A 24363-nucleotide genomic window follows, 5' to 3' on the forward strand; every position below is an offset into this window, starting at 1 on the left:
CCGGCCGCGGGGCTGGGGACGCGGCACGGGCCGCGGCCGCCTACTTGGACGCGGTGATGCCCACGATCTTGCCGATCGTGTCGTTGAAGTCCTGCACGCACTGCGCGGAGCAGCGCGCGGCCCATTTGGGCACGATGGTTTCGGACAGGACCTTCTTGAGCAGCGCCTGGTCGGCTTCGGAAGGCTGGACCAGCGTCATCTTGCCCTTGACCGGCTGCTTGCAGCTGTCGGCGCCGGTGTTGCAGTCGTAGCCCTGCTGCGTTTCGGCGGCGGCGTCGGCCCAGATCTTCTCGAACATCACATCCAGGTTCTTCTGCAGGAAATCCCGGACCTTGGGATCGAGCTTGTTCCAGTACGCCTTGTTGGCGGCGTGGATCTGCTGGTTCCAGTTGATCGGCAGGGCGTACAGGTGCGTGCTGACTTCGTACCACTTGGCCGAGTAGCCCGACATCGAGCCGGTGATGGCGCAGTCGACCACGCCGTTCTGCAGGGCAGGCACGACTTCGCCGAAGGGCAGGGTCACGCTGCTGCCGCCGAAGGCCTCGACGAACTCGGCCTGGGTGCGGCTGCTGGTGCGCACCTTCTTGCCCTTGAGATCGGCCAGGCCGTTCATGGCGCCGTTGCAGAACAGCACCTGCGCCGGGTAGGACGAGAAGCCGAGCACCTTGATGTTCTGCTTGTCGTAGAAAGCCTCGTAGGCGGGCTTGTAGGCGTCGGTCACCTGCTTGGCGATCGCGGCGGTGGGCGCCAGGCCGGCCAGGTCGATGGCCTCGTTGATGGGATTGTCGCTGGCGAAGTAGGCCAGGGTCGATGTGCCGACCGGGATCACGCCCTGGGACATCAGGCGCAGCATTTCGGGGCCCTTCAGGCCCATTTCATTGAAGCCCTTGATGGTGGCCGTGACCTGCCCGTTCGACAGCTCGGGCACGGTCTTGGTCCAGAAGGGCTGCTCGAAGTTCTGATAGAGCGTCAGGTTGCTGAGCGCGCCCGCGACCTGGATCTGGGTCTTGGGCAGGCCGTCCACCTTGTCCTGCGCGACGGCGGGGGAGGCGAGCAGGACGGCGCCTGCAGTCAGCGTGATGGTAGCCAGGTGCTTCATGGGGTCTCCTCGGGATGTCGAGTGCATTGAGTGGATGACACCCCCTGATTGCAGCGTGGCGGGCATGGTTGCGTCCAATTATCAATTGGCATGCCCGGTCATAATGAATTCTTATCGACCAGGAGAAAACCATTGTTTTATATGGGGTTGATGGCTTATTCCTAGATTCGATATGAATACCTTACAGGTAGCTGAATAAGGGTTATCCCTGATTATCGCGCGCTCCTGCCTTGCGTGCGATCTCCTGTGCCAGCCGTGCGACGGTCAGGGCCGTGTGGCTGTCGGGCGTGTCCAGCCAGCAGGCGTGGAAGTCGATGTCGGGCAGCGTGGTGTCGGTGCGCAGGATGCACAGCTTGCCCTGCGCCAGTTCCTCGGCGATCACGGCCGGCGCGATCACGCAGGGCCCCATGCCGTGGCGCGCCATGTGGACGATGGTGCTGAGCGATGCGCTGCCGTACAGGCGGGGTTCCTTGATTCCCGCGTCCTGCAGGATGCGCTTGACCGCGTGGTGCGGGACGCTGGCCGGCGGATAGGTGATGATGGGATAGGCCGCCAGTTCCCCCGCCTTGACGGTGCGGCCATGCAGGCGCAGGCTGGGGCTGGCGATCCAGGCCAGGGAATAGTCCCAGAGGTGCAGGCTGTGTTCGCGCGGATCCTGGGACGTACCCACCAGCATGGCCAGGTCGATCTGGTGCGAAAACAATTGCGAACGCAGGACGTGGCTGGTGTCCACCTGCAGCTCCACCACCAGCGCCGGGTGCCGCTGGTGAAGCCGCTCGAGCAGCTCGGGCAGCCAGGTGTGCACCAGGGTCTCGGCCACACCCAGGCGGAACAGGCCGCGGATCGGCGATGCCTGCCGGGCGGCCGTCAGCATCTCGGTGCGCATGTCGATGATGCGGCGGGCGTGGGACAGCAGCTCCTGGCCTTTTTCCGTCAGCTTGATGCCGCGCGCGCTGCGCTCGAACAGCCGCACGGACAGCGACGATTCCAGCGCCGCGATGCGCTGCGAGATCGCCGGCTGCGTGGTGTGGAGCTTTTCCGCGGCGATCCTGAAGCTCTCGACCTCGGCGACCCACACGAAGGCTTCGATATGCTTGAAATCCATGATTGGGCGAGGTGGGAAGCGTCTACCCGCAAGCGGGGGAGGATGTCAATGGGCGGGGTACAATCGCAGTTTCCCCAGGATGGGCCCCGGGCCCGCCTTCCGATACACAAGGATAATCGAATTCATGGCACTGCAATGCGGCATCGTTGGCTTGCCCAACGTCGGCAAATCCACTCTCTTCAACGCCCTGACCAAGGCCGGCATCGCGGCGGAAAACTATCCCTTCTGCACCATCGAGCCCAATGTCGGCGTGGTCGAGGTGCCGGATCCGCGTCTGGCGCAGCTGGCCACCATCGTCAAGCCTGAGCGCATCGTGCCCGCCGTGGTCGAATTCGTGGACATCGCCGGCCTGGTGGCGGGCGCGTCCAAGGGCGAAGGCCTGGGCAACCAGTTCCTGGCCAATATCCGCGAGACCGACGCCATCGTCCACGTCGTGCGCTGCTTCGAGGACGAGAACGTCGTCCACGTGGCCGGCCGCGTCGATCCCGTGTCCGACATCGAGGTCATCAACACCGAACTCGCCCTGGCCGACCTGGCCACTGCCGACAAGGCCCTGCAGAAGAACCGCAAGCTGGCCAATTCAGGCGACAAGGAAGCCATCCGACTGGTGGCCTTGCTGGAACGCATCGTGGCCGTGCTGGACCAGGGCAAGTCCGTGCGCAACCTGGGCCTGGACGAAGATGAGCAGGCCTTGATCAAGGGCTACTGCTTCATCACCGCCAAGCGCGCCATGTACGTTGCCAACGTCAAGGACGATGGCTTCACGGACAACCCGCACCTGAAGGCGGTGCAGGACTATGCGGCGGCGGAGCATGCCCCCGTGGTCGCCGTCTGCGCCGCCATCGAGGCCGAGATCGCCGACCTGGACGAAGAGGACAAGGCCGTCTTCCTGGAAGACATGGGCATGACCGAACCCGGCCTGGACCGCGTCATCCGCGCCGGCTACCAGCTGCTGGGCCTGCAGACCTACTTCACCGCGGGCGTGAAGGAAGTCCGCGCCTGGACGATTCCCGTCGGCGCCACCGCTCCCCAGGCAGCCGGCGTCATCCACACCGACTTCGAACGCGGCTTCATCCGCGCCCAGACCATCGGCTTCGAGGACTTCATCGCCTGCAAGGGCGAGCAGGGGGCGAAGGAAGCCGGAAAGATGCGGGCGGAAGGCAAGGAATACGTGGTGAAGGACGGGGACGTGATGAATTTCCTGTTCAACGTCTGAGCCAAGCAGACCATTTCTCAGGGTTTCACAAGATTGCTTTGAAGCTCTGAAACAACGCTAGAGCCCCGGTAAATCCGGGGCTTTTCGTTTCTATGGCTTGCATGCGATTACTCGACCTTGCCCGCGGAAAGTGACTACGTAGGTGTATACGAAAATTAGACCTAGCAAAATAAGGTGTATATGATCCATCCATCACCCCTTCTTGCCGACCCCGTGACACCATGCTTACAGATGCTCACTGCCGTGCTGCCAAACCGAAGGAGCAGCTCTACCGCCTGAATGACCTTCGTGGCCTTTACCTTGAAGTGAAGCCCAATGGGGTGAAGGCTTGGCGCTACCGCTTTAAGGTCAACGGCAAGGGCACTTGGTTTGCCCTCGGCGACTACCCCAGCGTCAGCCTCGCAGAAGCTAGGGATAAGTGCGAAGAGGCACGGAAGCTGGTCAAGCAGGGCATCAACCCCGTTCAGAACAGACAGGTCGAACGGATCAAGCGAGAACAGGACTCTGCCAACACGTTCGAGGCCGTGGCGAAAGAATGGCTGGCCTTAAAGGACTGGGAGGAAGTCACCAAACGCCGCAGGCTGGACATGCTGCAACGGGTGGTCTTTCCCTCTATCGGCAAGATGCCCGTGCGGCAAATCACGCCTGCACACGTCCTAGACATCCTCAGCAAGACGGCGAAGCGCGGTGCGCCGACCGTGGCCGCCGAGGCCAAGCGCACCATGTCCGGCATTTTCGAGCTGGCGGTTGCCACCTTGCGGGCAGATAACGACCCCGTCTGGCCCGTCCGCAAGGCGTTACCCGCCAACAAGACGCAACACAAGACAGCACTGACCACGGCGCAGATCGGGAAGTTGCTCACGGACTTCGACAACCACCGTTGCGGCTATCAGGTGAATTTCTGCATCCAATTGATGTGGTGGACGCTCGCTCGCCCAGGCGAGACTGCGGAGGCAGAATGGGCCGAGTTCGATCTCGATAAGGCGCTATGGTGCATCCCCGCTCGCCGCATGAAGGCTCGACGCGAACACGTGGTGCCGTTGCCACGACAAGCCGTAGAAATGCTGCGTCGATTGCACGCTATCAGCGGCGACCGGATGCATCTTTTCCCCGGCCGGGATGACCGCAACAAACCGATGTCTGCGCATTCAATCCGGCAGGCGCTCAAAGTGCTTGGCTGGAGCGGCACCTACAGCCCGCACGGCACGAGAACGACGGGCAGCACCCGCCTGAATGAAATGGGCTACCGTCCCGACGCCATTGAAGCCCAGCTTGCACACGCCGAGCCGAATTCTGTGCGCCGGACGTACAACCATGCCACCTATCTCGACGAGAGGCGCGAGATGATGCAGGCGTGGGCGGACAAACTCGAACTCTGGAAGCGGGAGAGCACAGGTGAAGTCAGTAGAACACAGTGAGTACATGCCCGACACGGAGGTAGGACGCTCCTTATTCAGGGAGCGCCTGATTGCAAAAATTCAGCAACATCGCGATTTCAAGGCGCTGCCACAAGAAATTCAGTCGAGCTTCTTTGAGGAGTTAGCTGAACTCACCCTCTTCGGCACCAACAACTGTTCGGTGGAGACACATAGCCCTAGGATACGCAAGCTCGAAAAACTGGCCGACAGTTATCGCCGGGTTGCCAATAGCATTGCACTGCTTTCGGAAATAGATGAGCTGCTGCTCGATGATGCCTTTCAACATAGCATGTCTTTGCAACAGCAAAAGAAACTGATGCGGCAACTGGTTGCTGAGGTTGATGGTCTGATAGGCGCTATGCGTCAGACGCCCTCTGGCACATCTGAGCGGTTTTCACTGCGACTGCAGGGCGCGGGCTTGCTGAAGCAATTGGGCAAGCTGGGGGTGACCTGCAAGATCAACAATGATTTTCAAAAAATCGATCAAGATGATGCAGTGCAGCGCGAGAAAAGCGAGGGCGCACAGCGCTTTCTGCCAGATCTTTCGCAGAGCATGACACTTGCCATGCTCTGCGCGATGCTGGTTCTCTTCAACAATGGTCAGGTCGTCGAATGGAGCTATTGCCGGAGGCTGCTGAAGGAAGGCAAAAAGCATCTTGATTCAGCGACAACTGAATGAACCACCTCTGTGCCAGCACCCCGTTTACGGCACTTTCCACGCGGGCAAGTCTGTTTAAATCACTCACACAGAACGCGGCCAATCCTCAGGTACGAGCTTCAGCCCATCGCGCCAGCGTTCGCGAAGCGCTGCCTGGAAACGCACATCGTCGCTGAAGTCTGGGTGATCGGTGATGAGCACTTGGAACTTGCCTCCTAGTTTCTCCACAACGTCGAAGATCAGGTTGAAGAGGCGCTTAACGGCTTGGCGATCTGCGTCGATCTTTTCCTGCGTTACGCCATTACCGGGCAACGTGTCCGGCGAGAAATGTGCCTGCGACAGCTGATCCAGTAGCAGGAATGAGGGCACCGGTCGTCCTCGGCTAGCGAACCAAGTATGCAACGCTAAGTGTGCGACGATGTGGTAGCCGACGTGATTCTCGCCGCTACCGATCTCGCGCATGGATACCCCCCGCTCAGGTGTGTCGGCCACGATGGTCAGATTGCGTGGATCGAGGCGCAGCGGTGAATCTGAGTATTCCAGGTCGATTTGCTTGGCATAGTCAGACAGGTGCCTGTTGACGTTGGACAGGCAGGACTCCAGCCTGGCTTGGATGGTCTCGGTGCTGACAACCTCATTGAGCTGAGCCTCTTGCTCCCGCAATTCGTCCAGTCGTACTTGCTGCCCACTCACGTCGGGCACCTGCGGGATATTTTCCATGTAGAGGCTAATGCGCCCCAAGACCATGGCACGCCGTGCCTCGGTGTCTGTAGCCAACTGCAGTCGCTGGTTCGAACGTTTAACAGCTGTGAGCAGGGTGCGGTTGTCGTCGAGGCGGCGCCGTACGTCGGCGAGCTTCTCTTCCACTTCCTGAATTGCTGTCGCGATGCGGGGTGTCGCTGAGTCCATTGCACCACTACGCTCGCCAATGTAGTCCTGTGCTGCGCGCAGATCGCTGACCGAAGGCACCTGCGACGCCTCAGGCAAGCCTTGCAAGCACAGCGGGCAGGCGTGTCCTGGCGCATCGTGCTCGAAAATCGTCACTGCTTGGAGTCGAGCAGCGTGCTCGCGGGCCTCAGCGGCGTAGCCTTTGGAATTGCCTTCGAAGCTACGAGCTCGCTCCAGAGTTGATTGGAGTGTGCGCTGCTCGCGCACAAGCTCACTGCGCACATCAGAGAGGCGACGGAACTCGACGTCTTCGTCAGCTTCTGAGGCTGCCGAAGGCACCGGGGTGTTCTGGATTGTGCGTAGAGCCTCGATTTTCTCCTGCCAGGGGGCACTGTCATCGAGCACAGTCAGGCCGACCGCTTTCGCTTCGGCCAGCAGCGTATCTGCGCGGCTAAGTCCTTCACCACGAATGGCGGTGGCCTCGGCAAGCCTGCGCTCGATCTGCCGAATATCTGCGCGCACGCGCTTGAGCTCCTGCTGTTTCGCCACGTAGTCTTCGGTGACAGCACCCAGGAAATACGGCAGGGTGTCCTTGATGGCTTGGGCCACGAAACGGTCGCTCGAACCGTGGAACAAGTGCTTTCGCTGCGCAATTTCGGTCTGCGACTGGAAGCAGAACGTGAGGGCGTGGCTGATCGAGGCGGCCAGCGGATCCCGGCTCTGACCTGGCGGTGGTTCGTACAGATAATCGGACATACCAACCCAGGACGCCAAAAGCGCACGCAGGCCGTCACGGTTGGTAGTCTGGCGCAGCACATTGGCTGCGGGGATCGCCACTGTGTTGTCGGTCTGAACGTAGATCGCCTCGTTGGATTTACCGTCACCATTCGGCAGTTGGCGCGCCACGAAAGCCTGGCCTCGCCCCGTTTCCAGAAGCAGACCAAACCAGGCAACGTTGCGACGCACCTTGCCTTCCGGTACATCAATCTCTTTCGCTCCTAAGCAGTAGTCGATGATGCCAAGGATGGCTGACTTGCCCGTGCGTGAGTCACCTGAGATTATGTTGACGCGCCCCGGCTCGAAGGACACCACGCGGTGCCGACCATCATGACTGTAGATGACGACTGCGCGAATCTGGATCATGTCTTTACTCCCAATAGCGCCAATACGGTCGGGGGTGCCCCCGCCTTGCACAGCCATCGGCCTACGAACGTAGCCTGGCGCATGCAATCCCTCACGTCCTCGCTCGATGCGCGGAGGTAGGCGTTCATTTTTTTCGCAGAGGTACTTCCAGCTTCGATCCGGTGGCCGTCTAGCGACAGCAGTCCCTGCTGTGCTCCGAACAGCAGTGCCTCACGCACCGTCTCACGCAGTACGACCACGCCTTTGGCAACAGCTGAACGCTCCAGAGGATGGTCGTTCACCCAGGTCGCGAGCGACGAGGTGATCGTGCGCGGCAGTTGGTCACGCGTCTGCCCGCGCAACACCAGGCTGGCGCCCACGAACGCCAGCGCAAGTGGCAAACCATCCTCGTTGCTGCCGAGTGCTGTTGCCTCAGTGCGATAGCCACGCGCAAGGTGCCACACGGCAATGGCGCAGAAAGCTGGATTGAGCAAGTTGCGCTGCTCAATGGTGCGCTCCTGCCAGGCGCTCATGTCGCGCCTCCTTCTCCGGCTTCGCCGAAGATGGCCTGTAGCCGGGCCCGGAAGTCGGGGTGCCAGCCCAAGCGCTGGTCTTCGGCCAGCATGTGCAACGAACCCCGGCAGACCCATGGAACGTTCACACCCGAACGGATCGGCACATGTGCGTCCTCGGCCCATTTCAGGATGGCGCGTCCCGCCCTGGCCATAACCTCCTCCGATGGGCTGGTGCCGAGCTCGTCGCAGGCCTGAGCGAACTGCAATTCCCACTCGGTATGCAGGCGCTGGTCGTATTTCTGCAGATCGGCGTCGAACAGCAGGTCGTCGCGGGTCCAGGCCGAGCGCTGCCGGAAGGCTTGCAGGTAGCTCGTGATCGCGTTGCGGATTCGCAGTTGGCTGCCACCAACCAGCTCCACCTGCTTATAGAAAGGTCGGTTGGCGAATTCCGGCAACTGGTCTAACGCCACCATCAACGCGTCGAGTTCGCTGTCGATTGGCAGCGAATCAGGCTTCAGCGACTCCTGGATTTCCGTGATCTGGGCATCAATCTCTGCGCGTGGGATGCCGATGCCAGGGTGGACCAGCTCGTGGAGCACGCGCCTGTACCACCAGCCTTCGAGCATCTGAACGGACTGAGCCTGATGGTGTAGTGAGACATGGTAGAGTTCGGACTGCAGCTGCGCCTCAATAGCGGCAGCATCGGGCTGGGATGGCACGACATAGACGCGCGCCAGTAGAGCCTCTCTCTCAACCTCATCCAGGCCTAGAAAAGCTTCAAAGGCGTCCTTAAGTTCGTTGTTGGTCGAACTCGTGGCGGCGTGTTTGAGCCGCTTAGCGGCTTCGGCCACATCGCGTCCCGCTTCCTCAACGCACAGCGCAGCGCAAGCACTGCCTGCGGGGGCATCCGCCGTCGAGATCAAGAAGCGCGCTGTCTCGGGTGGGATCTCTCCGCTGGCCAGACCGACGAGCCAGATCCGCAAGGTTTTCCACACCTCGGGGCTGAGGTCGGTCAGGTTGGCCGCCGCGTTGAGCGAGTGTTTGGTTTGCAGCACGGCATCTGGCTGACCACCGACTTCGAAGCTCACATCGTCTAGCGTTTCGATGCTGACAGTGAAGTCGCTGGTGCGGCTGCGGCGGATAGCCCAGAGCAAGCCCAGCCGAACTTGGTAGAGATAGCCCACCATCGAGCCTGCTGCGCCGAAGGTGGAAATACTGGGAGGATTCATGGGCATTTGCTTCCGGGATGCGCATCCAGCCAACGTTGCCCAAGGCGAGTCCGCCGGTAACGCTGCTTGCTGCTTCGGGGCGCATCAGGCAGGGTCATCTCAATCACCTTCGCGATCAGTGCTGGTTTCAAATACGCAGTGCGAAAGTGTTCTTCGCCCTTGAGGCCAAGAGCTGACTGGATTTGCTGCCGAGACATCTCGCCGTCCACGGCGCGCAACAGACGTTCAACTTCCCCTGTGACTTCCCCTGTGACTTCCCCTGTGACTTCCCCTGTGACTTCCCCCCCACCAACGGTAGGAACAAGCGACAAGGGATGGCGCGGCAGACGAATCACGAACGAGAGGCGGTCGTCGTCCGTCTCGAACAATGGCGCGGGCGAACCGTTGACTGCCATTTCCTTCAGAATTTTCGGGATGCCGGTGGAGCGCCCTTCGGTCATATCCAGTTCTTTCAGGAACTCCCCGATGCGCCGATTGCGATAGCGGCGGCTGACTGCCCGCCCAGACTGAAAGTCCTCCAGCCGGATCGACCGATCCGGGCCTGGGAAGCTCAAGATGACCAGCTCTTCGTTGCTGATGCGCACCTCGATGGGCTCGCGCTCCTCGTAAGAACGGTGATACACCGCGTTGACCAAGGCTTCCTCGATGGCTGCGTAGGGAAAGTTCCAGACCCGCGTGGCTTCGGCCCGGTCGGGATGCTTGATGACCGTCTCGCGCAAGAAGTTGCGCTGAATGTAGCTCAATGCCTCGCGCGTCATCCGCGCCAGCGGACCCTTGAAGATCTTTTCCTCGAAGCGATCCCCGCCCGCGCCTTCGGGAAACCAGACCACATCAATCTGCACGCCGGGGAAGAAGCGCTCTGGTGTTTCATTGAAAAACAGCAAGCCCACGTTCTTGGGCCACGGTGATTCGGTGGGGCCACCTGCTACGTTCATCTGCCGCGCCAAGGCTTCGACCGACAGGCCCAGCGCATCAACCGCCAGTTCGCTACCCACCTCCTGCAAGAAGGCCTGCATCAAAGGTTTGGACAAATCATCGATCCGTGCCGACTGGTTGTAGCGGTCGTCGAATGGCACCTTGGCTGCGAGGCTCAACAACTCCTGCTCGGTATCGCCCTTGGCCTCGACCGTACTGCTGTAGCGCCGGATGTAAAAGCGCCAGGTCTTCTTGTTGGCAGTGACGGCTTCCGGCGCTTTGTAGGGCCGGGTTTGCCCGCCCGGTGCCCATAGCACGATCAACTTGCGGTCTTCGACTTCCTCGATGCTCAACACCGGAAAGTACGGCGGCTGGATCAACTGGCAGTGGGCCAGCAGTTCCCGCTGGATTTTGTCGAGCTGGTTATCGGCCAGCCCCACGGGTGGAAACACTGGCTGGCCATTGGCATCGCAATCCTGCCCGATCACCACATAACCGCCGCCGAGGTTTTCGAAGTCGTTGGCAAAGGCGCACACGGTGCGGATGATTGGGTCAGGATTCCACCCGGCCTTGTACTCGATGCGCTCGCCCTCGACGGTGCGCTGGCGCAGCAGATCAGTGAGGTTGATGGGAAGCTTGGTGCTCATGCGGGGGCACCTCCAGCACACTTGGATTTGATGAATTCAAAAATCGGTCGAAAATACTCAAAGCTAGGAGCACTCAAGGTGGGAACCACCTCTTTTGCAAATTTAACTTTGTGCTTGTCGCCTTTGAATTTGATCGCGCCTGACTTGGGATCGGCACGAAACCAGTCGTCCAAGCCATGAACACCCCAAAAAATATGCTCAATACAATAGTGAGGGTTGGGCTTGATTTTCTCGATGGGATTGGCATCGTCCCACACTTGATCTCGAAGTTGGTTCTCCGGTACAGGCAGTAGGAAGGTGTATGCATTCTTTCCATCAAGTTTTCGTGTCAGCCCAAGCCCAATATCTGTAACCTGATGCACTCCGCCTAAATCACGCCAATCATCGTAAGCATCGTCAAAGTCAAAAAGTGCAAATAGCTGCTTGTCAGGGTATGCGGCAAAGACTTCGTTTCTAGCAAACAGAACCTTAATGAATCCTCGATCAAATGCATCTTGAACGAGAATTGCAATGTCTTCGTTCGGATATAGCTTTTTGTAGGCCGTATTCAATATGCTGACATCAGATGGGCCTTCGACAAAGAGAATGGGCCTAGAGGAAGATCGGATGACATTGTCAATTAGCAACCGGCTCTCATCTTCAGAGTATTGAATGAAGCTATCAGAGAGTTCGTGGATCACATCCTTTTTTGATCGCCTACAGCAGGAGACAACGGAATTTTCTATCCTAAATAGATTGATTTGCTGATCTTCAATAGGACACAAAGTCGCAGCGCTGTGGCTACTCATCAAAACGTGGCTAGTTTTTGCTGCTGCATCTGTGATGTCGAAAACTTGCCGCAGAAAATCAAACTGCCATTCTGGATGGAGGAATGCATCCGGCTCATCCAGTAAGATCAGGCAATTGCGGTCTTTGAAAAGCTCGACGATGGAGTAGATGTACACCGACTGAAACTGGCCATCGCTGAAGTGGGCAATGGTAGCGTTCAGTCCGTTGGTCAGCGTGAGCGGGATGGATATGTCCGCCAGCATGCCCAGGGTCTTCAAATTATCGAGCTGGCGGAAGATGTCGGACATCGACTGATCGGCAAAGCGCTGTTGAAGCAGTTCGATATTGACTGGAATTTTATAGCGGTCGCTATCCGCATCAAATACATTGCCGTGATTAAACTCGCCCTTGACGCAGGTGACCAACTTGTCCAGAAAATCACGCGTGATGCCGTCCGCGCCCCAATAGTGGGTGCGCGGGTCAAAGTTCTCGATGCTTTCAGCGTCAAGCGCCTTGAGGGCGCCGGTGGCAAATGATGGCCGCTGCAACACCAGTTGCAGATCAGCTCCAATATTATGTATTCCCAGTTTTTGGCACACGAACTGCCGCGCCTTGACGCGCTCTGGCTGTGTCAGCAAAACGGATAGCAGCAGTGCCTTGTATTCTGACCCAACGCCGATAAAGCGCCGACTTTCGTCGAGATTGGCGCCTTTGATGCGCTTGCGAAAGCTATCCTCATAACGCTGCACCAGATCGATCACGGTAGTGTTGTGGCCAGAATAGTAGATCAGCACATTGTCTGGCAGTGGCGTCTTACCCAACGTGGCGCGCGCCTTGCCGTCAATGGTGAGTGCACCAGCGTTCCAAGCTATTTCCGTTTTCGTCCCGTCGATTTCGTACTTGATGGTGTAGTCGAAGCCGGGGTTGCCTTTCTCTTTGTCGTACTCAAAAAGGTGACGGAAGATTTCCGTCAGAGCCTCGAATAGATTGGATTTACCGCTGCCGTTCTTGCCGACGAACACGTCGATAAAGCTGTTGCCGTCGAAGCTTAGAGAAAAGTCCCGCAGGTTTTTGTACTGGCTAATGGTGAGCGATATCAGGCGCATGATCGCTTCCTCAAACCTGCGCCATTACGGCGCGCAGTAGTTCGGTCTGCTTGTCGGTCGCGTCGCCAATCTTCTGATCCAGCGTGTCGCACAGGGCCATCAACTGGTCGATGCGGGCGACAATGCGGTGTTGTTCGGGAAGTGGGGGAAGCGGAATAGGAATGGGATATATTTTCCCGCCAGAAATCACTGGCTGTGCAGTTGATGCGGTGTCAGCTTGCAAATCGATTGTTTTCAGCAACCAAATCACCCACGCTTGGTCGAGTCTATCTTCGTCATAGATTGTGAAAAATGCGTTATCAGTAATCCAAGCTTTTGCTGGAGTCAGATGGATGCTTCCACAGTAATAGCCGACGCGCCCAATCACGATGACAGGCCGGTCTGTATTTGCGGCATTGTGATATCCGGTAATTCCATTTCCTCCAAAGACCGGTATCTCACCTGCCAGCATCTTGTCTTTTGGAAGATTTTTTCCGGAGGTGACTCGGAATAGGTCGCCCAGCCTCACCCACGCCCACCCCTCCGGCAGTTCGTAAGGGATTTCCTCTGACTTGATTGGCGGCAAAGACTTGGGCGCTTTGATCTTGCCCGCCTTCACCAGCCGCTGTTTTTCGGCGTCGATTTCCTTGAGCAGTTCGCTGGCGGGAAGGTCCTCGGGGTCTTGGGGGACGAGGCGGCCCATGACAGCGAGCTGGAGGATAGCTTTACGCAGTTCGGCGACGTTTTCCTTGACGGTGTAGAGCTCGCCGAAGTGCTGCTCAAGAAAGCCCCAAGCTGCACCGTCCTTTACTTCGAGCAGTTGCTGGATGGCGGCAGCGTGAACGGCCTGGCGCTTTTCCTTCCGCTCCTTGCGCAGCGTTTCCAACGCATCGCAGCGCGCCATCAACTGGCCGATGCGGGCGACAATGCGGTGTTGTTCGGGAAGTGGGGGAAGGGGCATCAAGTGATTGATGACTGTCGATGTATTCAACTCAATCTGATTGGTCGTCCCAGATGCTGAGCCTTCGATCTCATTTTGAACTGTAGGGCTTTGAATCCAGCGCCAGAGGAATGCCGAGCTGACATCAATTGGCCGGACAACCGTCACATGCGAGTCAGCTACTATTTCAGCGTCTTCAAGCTCTTTGGGAACGATGCAGGCCCGGCCAATGGTTCCGGTGCCAGTCGAGTTCCATAGTAAATCGCCAACTCTCAAGAAACGGATAGGCTCATACTTCTCCAAAGAGTCCGGATCAATATAACGTGCAGGCTCAAGGTCGAGTCCGTACCAACGGACACATTTCTGAGAGATCACTCGATGCGTGGACAGGTCAATGTATTTCGGTCCCTTGCCACGTTGAATATATGAGCAAATGTGCCCAAGCCTCACCCACTCCCATCCCATCGGCAATTGATACGGCACCTCGTCAGGCTTGATCGACGGCAAAGGCTTTGGCGCTTTGATCTTGCCTGCTTTCACCAGCCGCTGTTTTTCGGCGTCGATGTCTTTCAGCAGTTCCGAGGCCGGTTGATCGGTAGGGTCTTGTTCTACAAGCTTGCCTTGCATGGCTAGCGTCAAGATCAGTTCGCGCAATTTCTTGATGCCGTCGGGCGCGGCAAAGGCGGTGTCGAAATGCTGTTCGAGCAGATCGCGGGTCGCGTCAGTCATGCCTTGCCCCCGAGACACGCCATCAGCTCGGCTTTCAAGGCAGCCTGCGCCGTTTCGAGCTGGGCGACGATTCCCTGGTATTCGCGCATCAAGTCTTCTGGCTTGCCATGCTCGACTTCTACCAAGTGCGGGTTCTTGCCAACGGCATCCAGGTTGTAGTTTTTGTCGGCTATCTCTTTTGCAGAAACTTTCCATGCGTATTGCGTTGTCTTGCGACTTTTGCGGCTGGGGCCGCCCCACCAGGCCTTTTCGAGGTCGAATTCCTTGATCTCCAGTGGCTTGGAGCGTGAATAGCTCTTGTAGCCATCCGGGTACGGGTGTTCAAAGAACCAGACATCTTTCGTCGGCTCGCCCTTTTCGAAGAACAGCACATTGGTGGCGATGCTGGTGTAGGGCGCAAAAACACCCTTGGGCAGGCGCACGATGGTGTGCAGGTTGAACTCTTCGAGCAGTTCGCGTTTGAGCGTGGTCTTGGCGCCTTCACCAAACAGGAAGCCATCCGGCAGCACGACGGCGGCGCGGCCTGTGTCGTGCTTGAGCAGATGCATGATCAGCGCCATGAACAGATCGGCGGTTTCGCGGGTTTGATACTTGCGCGGAAAGTTGTTTTCGATGCCGTCTTCTTCCATGCCGCCAAAGGGCGGATTAGTGAGGATGATGTCCACACGGTCTTTCGGGCCGTAGTCTTTGAGCGGGCGGCTCAGGGTGTTGTCGTGCCGGATATTGCTGGGCACATCGATACCGTGCAGCATCAGGTTGGTCATGGCCAGCATATGGGGCAGTGGCTTTTTCTCCACGCCGTGGATACAGTCTTGCAGCGTGATGCGGTCCGCCGCTGTTTTGACCTGTGCCTTCAGGTGTTCGATGGTGCAGGTCAAGAAACCGCCCGTGCCGCAGGCCGGGTCCAACACGCTTTCGCCCAACTGCGGGTCAAGAATGTCCACCATGAACTGAGTGACGGCGCGTGGCGTGTAGTACTCGCCCGCGTTGCCCGCCGATTGCAGATCGGCCAGGATTTTTTCGTAGATGTCGTTGAACAGGTGCCGGTCGGTGGAGGAGTTGAAATCGACATCATCTTCAATGGTGTTGATGACCTGCCGCAGCAGGGTGCCGGACTTCATGTAGTTGTAGGCATCCTCGAACACCGAGCCCACCACCTTGCCGTGGGGCGTGACACCGGCAGAGGTGGCCAGCTTTTTCAGCGAGGGGAAGAGTTCGTTGTTGACGAAATCAATCAGCTCTTCGCCGGTGATGCCCTCGGCATCTTTGGCCCAATTGCTCCAGCGGAACCGGCTTTGCAGCGGTGACTTGTAGCCGGGGACGGTGAGCTGCCATTCCTGCTCCTTGTCGTCGAAGATTTTCAGGAACAAGAGCCAGACGATCTGGCTGATGCGCTGGGCGTCGCCATCCACGCCGACGTCCTTGCGCATGATGTCTTGAATGGTTTTGATCAGGGTGCCGATAGACATAAATGGATTCCGAGTGTTTGTCAGGCGCGCTGCTGCGGTGAGCCGTAGAGCGCTTGTTCGAGTTCATAAATGGCACTCTGGTAATGATCCAAGCCACCGAAAGCACGGATGATTTCCATGGGAGTGCCAATGCTGGTGAAGGGGGCGATGGTGAGGATTTGGGTTTCCTCAATCGGGCCTACGCCTTCATCTGCATATTTGTCCAGCAGGGCTTGCAGCACACGCTGCGCCTGTTCGCCATAGCGGGTGAAGTAGTCGCGCTTCTTTACCTGTTCAGCCCGCTCTTTGCGGGTGAGCGGTGGTTGATCCCAAGCAACATGGCAAACCAGATCAAAAGGATCGAATTCCTTGCCGGACTGACGGCCAATTTCTTCGGCCAGCGCTTCAAAGAACACGCCTTCGTTGGCCAATTCGTCGATGATGACCTGTTTTTTCTCAGCGTTATTCCAGCGCCGCAGAAAATCGTCGAGCGAGCTGAACTCCTTCGCCAGTGCCTTGCGGGTGTAGTCCTTGAGTGATTCGGTCATCAGTTTTCCGTTGGCATCGAAATACTGCACCCGCTCGGACGCGACTTTGACTTCTACATTGGCGACAACGTAGCGACGGATGCCGCTGCCTTCCTCGCCTGGTCGAGGTTCGGCCACACCTGTCCACGGCGATTCTTCTGCCGGTGGATAGGTGAAGCCATCCTGGGTGGATGAAGCCTCGCCCTCATCCGGCGGTACGGGCGAGTCATCGCCTTTGGGTTCATAGACCTGCACCGGGTCACCATCAAAATCAGGATCAGCGAACAGTTCGGTCGCTTTTTTGAAGTCGATGATGGTGAAGTAGTACTTGTCGTAGTCTTCGTTGATGCGCGTGCCACGGCCAATGATCTGCTTGAACTCGGTCATGGACTGGATGCGTTGATCGAGCACGATGAGCTTGCAGGTCTGCGCATCCACGCCCGTGGTCATCAGCTTTGAGGTGGTGGCAATGACCGGGTACTTGGACTCGGGGAAGATGAAGTTGTCGAGTTCTGCCTTGCCTTCTTCGTTATCGCCAGTGATGCGCATGACGTACTTGCTGCTCTGTGCCACGAGGTCGGCGTTCTCATTGACCAAGGCTTGGCGCATACGCTCGGCGTGGTCGATGTTGTCGCAAAAGACGATGGTTTTATCGAAGCGATTGGTCTGCTTCAGAAAGTCGCTGATTTTTTTGGCGACCAGCTCTGTGCGCTTTTCCAGGACAAGGTTTTTGTCGAAGTCGCGCTGGTTATAAATCCGGTCTTCGATCTCGTTGCCGTATTTATCGACCATGCCTTTATCAGGTCGCCAGCCGGTGAGGTCTTTATCCAGATCAATGCGCACGACCTTGTAGGGCGCGAGAAAGCCGTCATCGATACCTTGGCGCAGGGAGTAGGTGTAAATCGGCTCGCCGAAGTAGTCGATGTTGGAGACTTCTTTGGTTTCTTTCGGGGTGGCGGTCAAGCCAATCTGCGTGGCCGACGAGAAATACTCAAGAATCTCGCGCCAGGCCGAGTCGGCTGCCGCGCTGCCACGATGGCATTCGTCGATGACGATCAGATCGAAGAAATCACGGCTGAACTGCTTGTAGATGTTTCGTTCTTCTTCCGTGCCAGTGACGGCCTGATACAGCGACAGATAAACCTCATACGATTTGTTGGCCTGCCGCTTCTGGATCTTGGTCATAGCCGAACCGAAGGGCTTGAAGTCGTTGGTCATGGTCTGATCGACTAGGATGTTACGGTCGGCTAGGAACAAGATGCGTTTTTTAGCTCTGGACTTCCACAGGCGCCAGATAATCTGGAAGGCAGTGTAGGTTTTGCCGGTGCCGGTGGCCATGACCAGCAGCAGGCGGTTCTGGCCGCGAGCGATGGCTTCAATGGTTTTGTTGATGGCCAGCAGTTGGTAGTAGCGCGGGGTTTTGTTGCTGCCGTCGCTGTAATAGTCCTGCGAAACTAGCTCGCTTTGCGCTGTGTTCAGGCCAAGGTGTTCAGCCCACCATTGCCAAAGCAGATCCGGGCCGGGCAATTCGTGTAGCGCCAACTCACGCTCAATGACACCGTCTTTGGCAATCTTGTTGTGAAACAGGAAACCGTTGCCATTGCTGCTGAACACAAAGGGCACCTGCAGCATGTCGGCATAGCCCAGTCCTTGCTGCATACCATCGCCCAATGAGTGTTTGTTGTCCTTCGCCTCGATAACCGCGATCGGCATATTGGGTTTGTGGAACAAGACATAGTCGGCACGTTTGTTTTGAGCGCGAGTGTGCAGCTTGCCTCGGACGATGATGCGCCCCTTGGTGAGCGGAAACTCTTCTCGTACCTGAGTGGCAATGTCCCACCCCGCTTGCTCAAGCGCAGGGGTAATGAACTTGGTGCAGATGTCGCGCTCACTGAGCTGGCGCTTGTCCATATCAATCGGCCTCCTTGTTTTCGCGGCCTTGATCTTCGTCAGCCCCGCCTGCGCGCACCCACTCATCGACTTCGGAGAGCTGGAATTTCCACAGCCGTCCTACGCGGTGCGCGGGCAGACCCTTGCGCTCGCGCCAGCGGTACACGGTGTCCTTGGCCACGCCCAAGTGCTGGGCGACGTGCTCGGCGGTAACCCACGGTTCTGTACTCATGTCGTTGGCGCTCGGATTATGCGATGAAAAGTCGTCTTAAATCGTCTGAAGTCTACCATTTAGGTGCTGTGGAAGCATCCCGATTGCCTTTGACTGCGTTCGCTGTAAGTTGAATGTGGTAACAAAGGGCGCAGCACCACACTGTCACCACCATGGTGGCACACAGCCACCACAGAGCACCCACATTGCCACCATCATCCTTGCCACACTTTCAACACCTTGTTCCCATAAGGTTGACACCCTGCTGCCACCATCCAACCACACTGTTCACACAGTGGGCCCGCAGCCCGATCTGATCGCCATGCCGGCGGCCGGACAGCCGCTGTGAAAACGGAATTCCGGATCCGGCGATTCGATCAGATCCCGCTCGACCTGACGGATCCGGGCCACCGAGCGCTCCACGTCACGCGCCTCGCCGAAGCGCCGCGCAAAGCGCAGGTAGCCCTGGTAGTGGCGGCTTTCCGATTGCAGCAAGCCGGCGTAGAACACGGCCAGGTCTTCGTCCAGATGCGGCACCAGCGCGGCAAAGCGTTCGCAGGAACGCGCCTCGATGAAAGCACCCACGATCAGCGTATCGACGAGCTTTGCCGGCTCGTGGGTGCGCACCGAGGCCCGCAGGCCGGATGCATAGCGGCTGGCGGTCAGCGGCCGCAAGGCGATGCCGCGCCGCTTCAGGATGCGCAGCACCTGTTCGTGATGCACCAGTTCCTCGCGTGCCAGCTTGGACAGCGCCGCCGACAGCTCGGCATCCTGGCCATAGCGCGCGATCAGGCTCATCGCGGTCGCTGCCGCCTTCAGCTCGCAATTGCGGTGATCGAGCAGCAGCACGTCCTGCCGCTCCAGCGCGGCCCGCACCCAGGCATCGGGCGTGGGGCACGGCAGGAAATCGAGCAGTTCGGCGGGCAGATCGGGGGATTCCATCGCGTCTTTCAGGGCCTGCGGACGGGATCGATCAGGAACGAGGCGGCTCGCCCGTGCCGAGCGGTTGCGGCGGAGGGCCGGGCATGAAGCGCCAGGCGATCAGCCAGCCCAGGACCTGCACCACGAACAGCGTGGCCACGGTGCCGGGCCAGCCGCCCAGGGTGTAGGCGACGCCACACCCCCAGGCGCCCACGAAGCCGCCGCAATAATACGCCCCATAGTACAGGCCGCTGGCCAGGGAACGGCCGCTGGTGACCCTGTGGGCGATGAAGCTCATCGTCGCCGACTGCGTCACGAACACGCCGCAGGCCGTCACGGCCAGCCCGATCACGATGACCCAGACAGATGCCGCCAGCGACACCAGCACGCCGGCCGCCGATATGGCCACCGCCGCCAGCACCGTATTGCGCGAACCGACACGCGGGATCACCTGCCCCGCCAGCGGTGTGATCACCACCCCCAGCAGATAAACCGTGAAGATATTGGCCAGGTCGCCCGGGCTGAAATGGTAGGGAGCGGCCGCCAGGTGCAGGTTGACGAAAGTGAACAAGCCGACCAGTGCGAACAGCACCGTGAAGCCCAGCGCGCACGCCACCTGCAGCGAAGGATTGCGCAGCAGCCGGCCCAGCGACGCCAGGTTGTCGGCGATCCGGACATTGGCCACGAAATGGCGCGAGGGCGGCAGGCCTCGCCACACCAGCCAGGCCCCCACCAGATTGATCACCGTCATCGCGCCGAAGGCCGTGCGCCAGGCCATGAATTCGGTCAGGTGCCCCATCAGGAAGCGGCCCAGGAAGCCGCCCAGCACCGAGCCGGTGACGTATCCGGTGACCAGCCGCACCATCGCGGCGCCGCGGAATTCCTCGCCGATGTAGGCAATGGCCACCACCGACACGCCCGGCACGGCCAGCCCCTGCAGGAAACGCAGGATCAGCAGCCCATGCACCGACTGCACCTGCGTCATCAGCGCCGTGGGCACGGCCAGCGCGAACACCGACACCGTGATCAGCCACTTGCGCCCCAGGGCATCGGACAACATGCCGATGAAGGGCGAGATCAGCGCCACCGCCAGCACCGTCATCCCCACGGCATTGCCGATCTCGACCACGGTTGCGTTCAGGTCGCGCTGCAGTTCGGGCAGGATCGACTGCACCGAATACACCTGGATGAAGGCGAACACCCCCACCAGTGCCACGGTGAGCAACAGAGGAACGGTCAGGCGGTAATAGTCGTCCGAAGAAGCGGAAGATGGGGATGGCGATGGAGCAGCGGACATGATCAGGGGCCGGAAACGTGCGGGCCCAGCGGTCCGCAAGGCGTTAGCTTAACAGGTAGGCGGCGAAGCAAGCGGGTTGGAATTGAATGCGGCGCCATGACACTTTCAGTGCTCAGGGCCATGACCCGGGGCCGGCTCAAGAAACGGAAAGCCCCGGGAATTCCGGGGCTTTGCCGCTTAGCTGCAGAAATTCCCTTCTAGGAATCCGTGACCGTTGCCGGGGCACCGTCTGAAGGTTACTGCATCGACTTTCATATGCAGGAGAGAAGGCTGTGAAAATCCTACGACGCAAGGTCATCTGCGAAAAGCTCGGTGGCATCAATGACGCAACGTTCTGGCGGATCTCTCGCAACGCCCCCACATTCCCCGCATCCATCCAGATCAACAAGAGGGGAGTCGGCTGAGTACTCATTTCTCACCCGATTGATTGGTGCGAAGCCACTTCGCCCCTCGCCCCTTGCCGGTCGATTCGATCAACCCCTCTGATTTCATCGCCCGCAGTACCAGCCGCACCATGTCCCGGCTCACGCCCGGGCAGGCTTCTTCAATCTCGGAAATCGAAAACGGCCGGGTGCGCCCCAAAACTTCCGTCCTCACCCGGTCGCCTTTGCTACCACGCCCCCGCTCGATGGTGCCGACACGCTCCTCGAACTCGCGGTATGCCCGTAGCAAGGCTCCCCAGAAGTAGTCGAGCCAAGGTTTGACGTCATGCTGCCCCTGGTGCCAGCCCTGCGAGCTTGCTTCCAGCGTCTCGTAATAGCCTTCCTTGGTATCTTCGAAGATGCGCTCCAGGCTGATGTAGCGGCCCACGGCATAGTCGAAGTGGTAGAGCAGCAGCAAGGTCAGCAGGCGGGACATGCGGCCGTTGCCGTCGGGAAACGGATGGATGCACAGGAAGTCGAGCATCGCCAGTGGCACCAGCACCAGCGGGTCGGCCAAGTGCTGGTCCAGCGCGGTGGCGTAGTGCCCTGTCAGATCAGCCATGGCCATCGGCGTTAGATGCGAAGCCACCGGCTGGAAGCGCAGACGCGAAGTGCCGTCCGGGTGACGTTCGATGATGTCGTTATTGGTAGCCTTCCAGCGCCCGCCCGCCTGCGGCATATAGCGGTACAGCAGGGTGTGGAGTTGCAGCACTACGCCCTCGCTGAAGGACATGTGCGCGGCCGATTCGTGGATCAGCGCCAGGGCGTCACGGTAGCCGGCGATCTCCTGTTCGGAGCGGCTCTTTGGTGTTGCGTTGCGGATGACCAGAGACTTCAGCCGCGAAGGCGCTACGACAACACCTTCCAGCCGGTTGGACGACTCAGTGGACTCCACCACCGCGATCTGGCGCAGGCCCTTGAGGGCTTCGGGCGACTGCGCGGCGTAGAGTTGCTGCTTGCCCTGGTACTCGCCCAGTGTGCGCAACGTGGCGGCCTGGGTGCCATCGAAGCGAAGCGCGGCGAGGTACTCGGGTGTGAGCGAGTGCATGGAAATGTAAGCCCAGGCTGTGTAAATGGGGTAATCATAGCCTTTAAATGGGGTATTGTCTCTATAAATACCTCATTAAAGATGTTTGATTACCCCATTTCCTGAATGTAGGCCCGGTCGCGAGGGGCCGGCACGGCCGACCAGGAAGGACATGCATAAAAAGGGCAATAATTTCACAATTGCCCCATTTACTCCATTGTTTACCCCATTCCCAGGCCCAACTCAGGACAAAGGCAAACGGCAAGGGAACGGCACTCAAGGGACAACGGCCCTATCCTGAAAAGGAAAAGGTCGCCCGCACCTTGTTGCTTTCCACGTGGGCACCGTTGGACTCCCCAGCGGGGAGATGTACCCCCACGGTTGAACACGAGTACCCCCAACGCCACCCTCGAATTTTCCGGCCCTCGATGAACAATAGGAACGCTCAGCAGACCGTATTGTTTACGAAACCCATTGATTTCAAATGGGCCAATCCGTCCACCAAGCGCTGCTGAGTGCCACCGAGATCCAGCAAAAATCGTCAGACGTTGAACAGCGATTGTGACTGCAAGTCATTGAATGAACAGTTCACCATGCTGCTCCATTAAAAAATATACTCATGTTTGTACTCAAAAAACTCAGCATTGAGTACGTTCAACCCTGATCTGGCGCCGTTGCGCCGGCTCGGATTCAACTTTCCAGGCGCCTGCGACAGGCATCAATGGTGGATGTTATCTGCTGCGCCAACATCTGCCTAATCGGAGCACGCTCAAATCGCTCACCTAATGAGCTTGCCTGCAGCAACATCCGCTCGATGACCTCTTCCGCCCGTTTCCTTGGGACGCCACCTTCCTCCGCCAGACGCAATAAATGCCGGCGTTCGATGGCAGCACCTTCGCCGCAAACGTCCAGGTGATGCTGGCCCATCGGGCCTTCGCTGAAGGTCAGGTCGAATGCCGGAGCCAGACGCCAGCGCCGGTCAGGCCCGAGACGCCACGCGAAATTCTTGGGATGGTCGTCACGGTTGTGGAAAAGCACATTGAAGACGGCTCGTGCGTAGGCTTTCTCCACTTCGCGCTCGTCGCGCGTCAGGAAACGGGTAGCCCGCAGGAAGGCGGTATAGTCGGTGGCACCGGGCAGGCGAAAATCCACTTGCAACAATCCAGCCAGACTGTGCACCGGGACGCGTTGCCCTCCCTCCCGGTCGAAGCGCGCGACGCCGAAGGCGGCCAGTTCGGGGCCAAGGTCGAACCAACGACTTTCGGGCACATCCAGTCCGCAATCCCGAGCCAACTCGGCATAGAGCTGCTCGATGACGCAAACCTCTTTGTGTTCGTTCTGCGCCGGGAACTTGACCAGCCAGGGACAGCCAGGCGCATCCGGACGGGTGCTGACTTGTCCGGTCGCTGCGTCGTACTGCACCAAGGCCTTGGGGCGAGCCCCTTGCGGCGAGCCGCCGGTGAGCGCGAGCTCGCGCAGGGCTGCCCCCGCCTCGCCCGCGAGCGCGAGACGACTTTGTTCGGCCAGCGCCAGCAAGGACCAGTCGGGCTCCCGGGCGCCGGCGTCGCTTGCCGGAACGAAGCGTAACGCGCCCATGGCGCGCTCACCAATGAAGGCCAGCCGGTCGAGCGGCCCGGGATGGCGCAAGCCGTGCTGACGGAACAGGCGATCCATCAGCAGCAAACCCCAGCCGTCAGGCAGACTGTCGGCGATCAGGCCCGGAAGGCGATGCAAATGGGTCGGAAAACTTCCGTAGGCATCCGCACGCAGCTTGAGGTGCAAGGGCGACAGTTCCAAGCCCTGAGACAGGGCTTCGGGAGAATATTCGAAGAGCAGGGATTGACCGTCATCGGCCAGGCGTCCCAACGGCCAGTCTTCTCCCCAGCCGCAATAATGCACGGTAAGCAGCTTCATGATGTTCTCTTGCGCGGCGCACGCTGGCGGCGGCTGACAAGGTCTACTTGTTCCATCTGGGCGATGGATTGCCGTTTGAGCACAAAGAGATCGTCCAGCGCCTCCTGCAAGCCAAGCGCCTGCGCGACGCGGACCAGCGTTTCCAGCGAGCACTGGCCGTCGCTTTCGAGTTTGCGCAACGCCCCCAGGGACAGTCCGGCCATTTGTGCCAGTTCACGCTGCGTAAGCGACTGGGCAAGCCGCTGCTCGCGCAGACGAACACCCAGCGCGTGCAGGATTTCGGCGGAAGTCGAGAGATGAAAAGTCACTTATATGACCCTTAACGCCAAATAAATTGCATAAGTGCCATTATAGTGAACTTTATTTGCCATT

19 protein-coding genes are annotated in these 24363 nt (G+C 59.0%); 3 read left to right on the top strand and 16 right to left on the bottom strand.

Annotated elements, in window-relative coordinates; all coding sequences use genetic code 11:
* Positions 1–40: 40 nt before the first annotated feature.
* On the bottom strand, positions 41–1099 hold the full coding sequence (locus tag ABD022_RS00780; RefSeq protein WP_325125549.1) for a TRAP transporter substrate-binding protein: 1059 nt from the start codon (positions 1097–1099) through the stop codon (positions 41–43).
* Positions 1100–1301: 202 nt separating this feature from the next.
* Complete coding sequence (locus ABD022_RS00785) at positions 1302–2207, bottom strand: LysR family transcriptional regulator (protein WP_343819733.1); 906 nt, start codon at positions 2205–2207, stop codon at positions 1302–1304.
* A gap of 121 nt (positions 2208–2328) precedes the next feature.
* Between ABD022_RS00785 and ychF the strand changes: the two genes are divergently transcribed.
* The 3 genes from ychF (at position 2329) to ABD022_RS00800 (ending at position 5517) form a co-directional block, all read left to right on the top strand.
* Positions 2329–3420: a redox-regulated ATPase YchF gene (ychF, locus tag ABD022_RS00790; RefSeq protein WP_325125547.1), complete on the top strand. Its 1092-nt coding sequence runs from the start codon at positions 2329–2331 to the stop codon at positions 3418–3420.
* A gap of 221 nt (positions 3421–3641) precedes the next feature.
* Positions 3642–4838, top strand: coding sequence for a tyrosine-type recombinase/integrase (locus ABD022_RS00795; RefSeq protein ID WP_343819556.1), 1197 nt, complete (start codon positions 3642–3644; stop codon positions 4836–4838).
* 4 nt (positions 4839–4842) lie between these two features.
* On the top strand, positions 4843–5517 hold the full coding sequence (locus tag ABD022_RS00800) for a hypothetical protein (RefSeq protein WP_343819557.1): 675 nt from the start codon (positions 4843–4845) through the stop codon (positions 5515–5517).
* Positions 5518–5580: 63 nt separating this feature from the next.
* Here ABD022_RS00800 and ABD022_RS00805 read toward each other — a convergent pair whose 3' ends face one another.
* The 14 genes from ABD022_RS00805 to ABD022_RS00870 all read right to left on the bottom strand — a co-directional run bounded on the left by ABD022_RS00805 (position 5581) and on the right by ABD022_RS00870 (position 24299).
* Complete coding sequence (locus ABD022_RS00805) at positions 5581–7527, bottom strand: DUF3732 domain-containing protein (protein WP_343819559.1); 1947 nt, start codon at positions 7525–7527, stop codon at positions 5581–5583.
* Complete coding sequence (locus ABD022_RS00810) at positions 7524–8039, bottom strand: three component ABC system middle component (protein ID WP_343819561.1); 516 nt, start codon at positions 8037–8039, stop codon at positions 7524–7526. Before ABD022_RS00810 ends, ABD022_RS00805 begins: the two co-directional genes overlap by 4 nt.
* Positions 8036–9250 (bottom strand): ABC-three component system protein, encoded by a 1215-nt coding sequence (locus ABD022_RS00815; RefSeq protein ID WP_343819563.1) that lies wholly within the window; start codon positions 9248–9250, stop codon positions 8036–8038. The genes ABD022_RS00810 and ABD022_RS00815 overlap by 4 nt, the downstream gene beginning before the upstream one ends.
* Entirely contained in the window at positions 9247–10812 is a 1566-nt protein-coding gene (locus ABD022_RS00820; RefSeq protein WP_343819565.1) for a Fic family protein, read from the bottom strand. Before ABD022_RS00820 ends, ABD022_RS00815 begins: the two co-directional genes overlap by 4 nt.
* Complete coding sequence (locus tag ABD022_RS00825; RefSeq protein WP_343819566.1) at positions 10809–12686, bottom strand: ATP-dependent nuclease; 1878 nt, start codon at positions 12684–12686, stop codon at positions 10809–10811. The genes ABD022_RS00820 and ABD022_RS00825 overlap by 4 nt, the downstream gene beginning before the upstream one ends.
* 10 nt (positions 12687–12696) lie before the next feature.
* Positions 12697–14334: a restriction endonuclease subunit S gene (locus ABD022_RS00830; RefSeq protein WP_343819568.1), complete on the bottom strand. Its 1638-nt coding sequence runs from the start codon at positions 14332–14334 to the stop codon at positions 12697–12699.
* Positions 14331–15803: a type I restriction-modification system subunit M gene (locus ABD022_RS00835; RefSeq protein WP_343819570.1), complete on the bottom strand. Its 1473-nt coding sequence runs from the start codon at positions 15801–15803 to the stop codon at positions 14331–14333. The genes ABD022_RS00830 and ABD022_RS00835 overlap by 4 nt, the downstream gene beginning before the upstream one ends.
* Positions 15804–15823: 20 nt before the next feature.
* Complete coding sequence (gene hsdR, locus ABD022_RS00840; protein ID WP_343819572.1) at positions 15824–18220, bottom strand: EcoAI/FtnUII family type I restriction enzme subunit R; 2397 nt, start codon at positions 18218–18220, stop codon at positions 15824–15826.
* A gap of 1 nt (position 18221) precedes the next feature.
* Complete coding sequence (locus tag ABD022_RS00845; protein WP_286586557.1) at positions 18222–18431, bottom strand: helix-turn-helix domain-containing protein; 210 nt, start codon at positions 18429–18431, stop codon at positions 18222–18224.
* A gap of 267 nt (positions 18432–18698) precedes the next feature.
* Positions 18699–19352, bottom strand: coding sequence for a MiaE family protein (locus tag ABD022_RS00850; protein WP_343819576.1), 654 nt, complete (start codon positions 19350–19352; stop codon positions 18699–18701).
* Positions 19353–19383: 31 nt separating this feature from the next.
* Entirely contained in the window at positions 19384–20628 is a 1245-nt protein-coding gene (locus ABD022_RS00855) for an MFS transporter (protein ID WP_325125512.1), read from the bottom strand.
* 408 nt (positions 20629–21036) lie between these two features.
* Positions 21037–22098, bottom strand: coding sequence for a Fic family protein (locus ABD022_RS00860; RefSeq protein ID WP_325125508.1), 1062 nt, complete (start codon positions 22096–22098; stop codon positions 21037–21039).
* A 669-nt stretch (positions 22099–22767) separates the two neighbouring features.
* A complete protein-coding gene (locus ABD022_RS00865) occupies positions 22768–23991 on the bottom strand; it encodes a type II toxin-antitoxin system HipA family toxin (protein WP_343819578.1) in 1224 nt (407 codons plus the stop codon).
* Positions 23988–24299 (bottom strand): helix-turn-helix domain-containing protein, encoded by a 312-nt coding sequence (locus ABD022_RS00870; RefSeq protein ID WP_131863221.1) that lies wholly within the window; start codon positions 24297–24299, stop codon positions 23988–23990. Before ABD022_RS00870 ends, ABD022_RS00865 begins: the two co-directional genes overlap by 4 nt.
* Between the last annotated feature and the right edge of the window lie 64 nt (positions 24300–24363).

It is taken from the genome of Castellaniella daejeonensis (assembly GCF_039523555.1).
In the GTDB taxonomy this organism is placed as follows: domain Bacteria; phylum Pseudomonadota; class Gammaproteobacteria; order Burkholderiales; family Burkholderiaceae_B; genus Castellaniella; species Castellaniella daejeonensis.

Bases quoted from the DNA above. Each gene is read 5' to 3' on its own strand.
- ABD022_RS00825 (WP_343819566.1), bottom strand. From the start codon at position 12,686: ATGCGCCTGATATCGCTCACCATTAGCCAGTACAAAAACCTGCGGGAC.
- ABD022_RS00860 (WP_325125508.1), bottom strand. From the start codon at position 22,098: ATGCACTCGCTCACACCCGAGTACCTCGCCGCGCTTCGCTTCGATGGC.
- ABD022_RS00805 (WP_343819559.1), bottom strand. From the start codon at position 7,527: ATGATCCAGATTCGCGCAGTCGTCATCTACAGTCATGATGGTCGGCAC.
- ABD022_RS00850 (WP_343819576.1), bottom strand. From the start codon at position 19,352: ATGGAATCCCCCGATCTGCCCGCCGAACTGCTCGATTTCCTGCCGTGC.
- ABD022_RS00780 (WP_325125549.1), bottom strand. From the start codon at position 1,099: ATGAAGCACCTGGCTACCATCACGCTGACTGCAGGCGCCGTCCTGCTC.
- ABD022_RS00810 (WP_343819561.1), bottom strand. From the start codon at position 8,039: ATGAGCGCCTGGCAGGAGCGCACCATTGAGCAGCGCAACTTGCTCAAT.
- ABD022_RS00835 (WP_343819570.1), bottom strand. From the start codon at position 15,803: ATGTCTATCGGCACCCTGATCAAAACCATTCAAGACATCATGCGCAAG.
- ABD022_RS00845 (WP_286586557.1), bottom strand. From the start codon at position 18,431: ATGAGTACAGAACCGTGGGTTACCGCCGAGCACGTCGCCCAGCACTTG.
- ABD022_RS00820 (WP_343819565.1), bottom strand. From the start codon at position 10,812: ATGAGCACCAAGCTTCCCATCAACCTCACTGATCTGCTGCGCCAGCGC.
- ABD022_RS00795 (WP_343819556.1), top strand. From the start codon at position 3,642: ATGCTTACAGATGCTCACTGCCGTGCTGCCAAACCGAAGGAGCAGCTC.
- ychF (WP_325125547.1), top strand. From the start codon at position 2,329: ATGGCACTGCAATGCGGCATCGTTGGCTTGCCCAACGTCGGCAAATCC.
- ABD022_RS00855 (WP_325125512.1), bottom strand. From the start codon at position 20,628: ATGTCCGCTGCTCCATCGCCATCCCCATCTTCCGCTTCTTCGGACGAC.
- hsdR (WP_343819572.1), bottom strand. From the start codon at position 18,220: ATGGACAAGCGCCAGCTCAGTGAGCGCGACATCTGCACCAAGTTCATT.
- ABD022_RS00800 (WP_343819557.1), top strand. From the start codon at position 4,843: ATGCCCGACACGGAGGTAGGACGCTCCTTATTCAGGGAGCGCCTGATT.
- ABD022_RS00830 (WP_343819568.1), bottom strand. From the start codon at position 14,334: ATGACTGACGCGACCCGCGATCTGCTCGAACAGCATTTCGACACCGCC.
- ABD022_RS00865 (WP_343819578.1), bottom strand. From the start codon at position 23,991: ATGAAGCTGCTTACCGTGCATTATTGCGGCTGGGGAGAAGACTGGCCG.
- ABD022_RS00815 (WP_343819563.1), bottom strand. From the start codon at position 9,250: ATGAATCCTCCCAGTATTTCCACCTTCGGCGCAGCAGGCTCGATGGTG.